The sequence below is a fragment of the Dialister sp. UBA1703 genome, assembly GCA_002320515.1.
Lineage (GTDB): Bacteria > Bacillota > Negativicutes > Veillonellales > Dialisteraceae > Dialister.
This window is the reverse complement of record DCJJ01000042.1, coordinates 1-2,794: the sequence shown is the minus strand read 5'-3', so window position 1 is coordinate 2,794 and position 2,794 is coordinate 1. Positions and strand designations below refer to the sequence as shown.

Genomic DNA, 2,794 nt, shown 5'->3' with positions numbered 1-2,794 from the left:
TGATAGCCGTGCTGTAGGGAGCCGATAGGCGACTGAGAATCCAGTGACACGCTTCCCTTTGGGTAAAGGTGGTGGCGCCAGCCACCAAAGGGGGTTGCATTTCCATCGGGCGTCAGCCCGGTTGTATGGTTTTCCTGCTAGCTCACCAGCACACCAGCTCACTAGCTCACTAGCCCACTAGCCCACTAGTACATTTCCCCACCAGAGGCACCCATACCCACATGAGGAACACATAGAAGGCATATCCTGCCAGGAGGCCTACCATGGCGCCGTTGATGCGGATGCCTTCCAGTTCGCTCCACACTTTGGACTCCACGAATTCATTCAGTTCCTCGTCGGTGAAGCTTTCCAGCACTTCTGTCATGGCGGGAGCCAGCCAGCCGTGTTCGTAGGTAATGATTTCCACCGCCAGGTCACGGGCGAATCGGTCCATGCGCTTCCGGAACCCGCTGTCGTTTCCTGCAGCCGAAAGGGCCTGATGGAGGGATTTCTCTATCTGGGGCACCAGTTTTTCCTGGAAGGCACTTCCTTCGCCCCAATCTCTGAGGAAGGCGTCCACCGCTTCTTCCACCCTGCTTTCTATGGGAAGGGAGCGGAAAAGTTCCCTGCCGAAGTCTGCCATGGCCTCTTCTGCGGCCCTATCCTCCAGAAACCGTCTCACCATGCTGTCCCAGCCTGCAAGAAGGGTTTTGCGAAAAGGGTTGTCCTTCTCCTTCCACGTTTCTATTTCCTCGCCAAGGGCGTCCATGGCAGCGTCCGCCAGGCTGTCGTAGTCGATGACGCCGAAGAGTTTCCCGGCGCCGTAGAATAAAGAGCCAAAGAATCCCTTTTCTTCACTGTCTCCCTTTTCTTCCAGGAAACGGGCCAGGGCCTCCCTGTTTTTCCTGTCCTTTGTCCTTTTTTCCGCTTCCTCCAGAATCCTGTCCAGCCATTCTTCCCGATTCATTTCGGAAAGAATTTTTTCCTTTGCATAGGAAATGAAAGTAGAGAGCTTCTTTTCCCCCTCTGTCCTTGCTATGCGGGCGGTGTTACTTCGATGGGCTTTCACGAAGGAAACGAACCATTCCCCTGCCTTCAGAGAGAGATTGCGTTCCCATTTCTCCCGATTTCCTTCTTCCCTGAGCTTCCGGAAAACCAGCTCGGAGGCAGAGAAGTTCTCCACCTTCTTCAGCAGATTTTCTCTAGAAAGAAGAGTGCTGTTCACTTCACCAAGCTTTTGGATAATGCGCTTCCGGCTCTTGGGGATGAGCCGCCCCACAGGGAGATGGAAGGGCCGCCGGAAAAGGGCTTCCACGGCGATGTAGTCCGCCACACAGCCGATGAAGCAGGACTGGGCCAGGAAATAAAGAATCGAAACCCAGGTTTCCCCCTGCCAGGGGCTGAAGCGGCTGAGACAAAAGGCCGTGAGGAAAAGGAGAAAGGCCCCTGCCATGAGAAGGTTGGCTCTGCCGTACCGCTTCATACCATCACCCCCGCCGCAAAAAAGGCAAGGCCCAGCAGAGCACCGAAGAGGGAGCCATTCATGCGAATGGCCGCCACTTCTTCCGTCGCCGCCTCCTCTGCAAGGCGGGCCATGGTGTTCCCGTCGTACTGGGAAAGCTTTCTTTCCACCACCGATAATACGGCCTCATGGATTTCTTTCACATGGGGAAGAACCATGGAAAGAAGCCAGGCATCGAAACGGCGCCGCTCCCTCTTATCCGCCAGCATCCTTTCCGCCCGCTGCAGGATGAGATCCGCCAAAAAGCTTGCCAGCTCTTCATGACGATTCCTCCACTCCTTCAGGAAAAATTCCCTGCCCTTCTCTTCCAAAAGCTGCTTTGCTCCGCGGGAAATCCGCCCATTCAGCCGCTTTCGAAGCTCTTCATCCTTAGTGAGCCGCGCCAGGAAATCATCATACCGCGCTCCCAGCCCTTTCCTCACCTCGCTGTTTTCATCAGCCAGGGAGCCTGCCAGGTCGAAAATCTTCTTCTGTATACCTTGGATAAACTCCTCATCCCTGTCCTTGACTGCCCTTCGGAAAAGACTGTGAAAATTCAAAAACCCATGATTCTCATAATGATTCCAGGCGGAGCGGTAAATGCGCCCGATTTCCTCCAGCGTAAACTCATCCTGCAGGAACTGCCTCACCTCTTCCGCCAGAGCCTGAGAAAGGGCTCCCTTTTTCTCGTAATGTTTAAAAGACAGCATGACGGAAGCCAGGCAGGATGCCCAGTCTATGGCAGGTAGGAGGGCGGACAGGTTCTTTCCCGTCATAGTCCACAGCCATTCCTCATGGAGGGAGGAAAAAGCAGCCTCCAGGCCATCGGTCAGGATGCAGCAGAGGTCGGATCGGTGTTCCTTCATCCACCGCTCCACCACCGACGAAGGCACATGATTCACAAGAAGCCGCTTCAGCCGCCGCTGAGATAGGATTTCCTCCGTCACCATGTCCCTGGCCATGGTCACGATTTTTCCCCGGCTTTTGGAAATCAGATTCGTGCGGAAAGACACGCCCAAAGGCTTCCGGAAAAGAGAAGTCACGCCGAACCAGTCCGCAAGGCCGCCGACGGAGGCAGCAAAGGACACATGGAAAAGAGCGGCCGCCGCCACACTGCTCCCCTGAAAAGGAGCCGACGCCAGAGCCCCCAGGGCAGAAACAGCCAGTATGGCATCTGCCATTGTTTTCTTACGCATAAGTCCTCCTTTCAGGAATTCACGAAAAAAATTTATCCATAGATGAGTAGAGAAATCCCACGTCCCTCATGGTGCCGGTGCTCCGCCGCCCACTTGTCATCCTCGTATAGTATGTGTA

General features: G+C 54.9%; 2 protein-coding genes. Both read right to left on the bottom strand.

The window, feature by feature from the left end:
• Positions 1-169: 169 nt before the first annotated feature.
• Complete coding sequence (locus B2Y11_RS02030; RefSeq protein WP_291055515.1) at positions 170-1,462, bottom strand: DUF445 family protein; 1,293 nt, start codon at positions 1,460-1,462, stop codon at positions 170-172.
• Entirely contained in the window at positions 1,459-2,676 is a 1,218-nt protein-coding gene (locus tag B2Y11_RS02025; RefSeq protein ID WP_291055513.1) for a DUF445 family protein, read from the bottom strand. The genes B2Y11_RS02030 and B2Y11_RS02025 overlap by 4 nt, the downstream gene beginning before the upstream one ends.
• Between the last annotated feature and the right edge of the window lie 118 nt (positions 2,677-2,794).

What these genes read in the sequence shown, in the direction of transcription:
- B2Y11_RS02030 (WP_291055515.1), bottom strand. Translation starts at nt 1,462, where the DNA reads ATGAAGCGGTACGGCAGAGCCAACCTTCTCATGGCAGGGGCCTTTCTC.
- B2Y11_RS02025 (WP_291055513.1), bottom strand. Translation starts at nt 2,676, where the DNA reads ATGCGTAAGAAAACAATGGCAGATGCCATACTGGCTGTTTCTGCCCTG.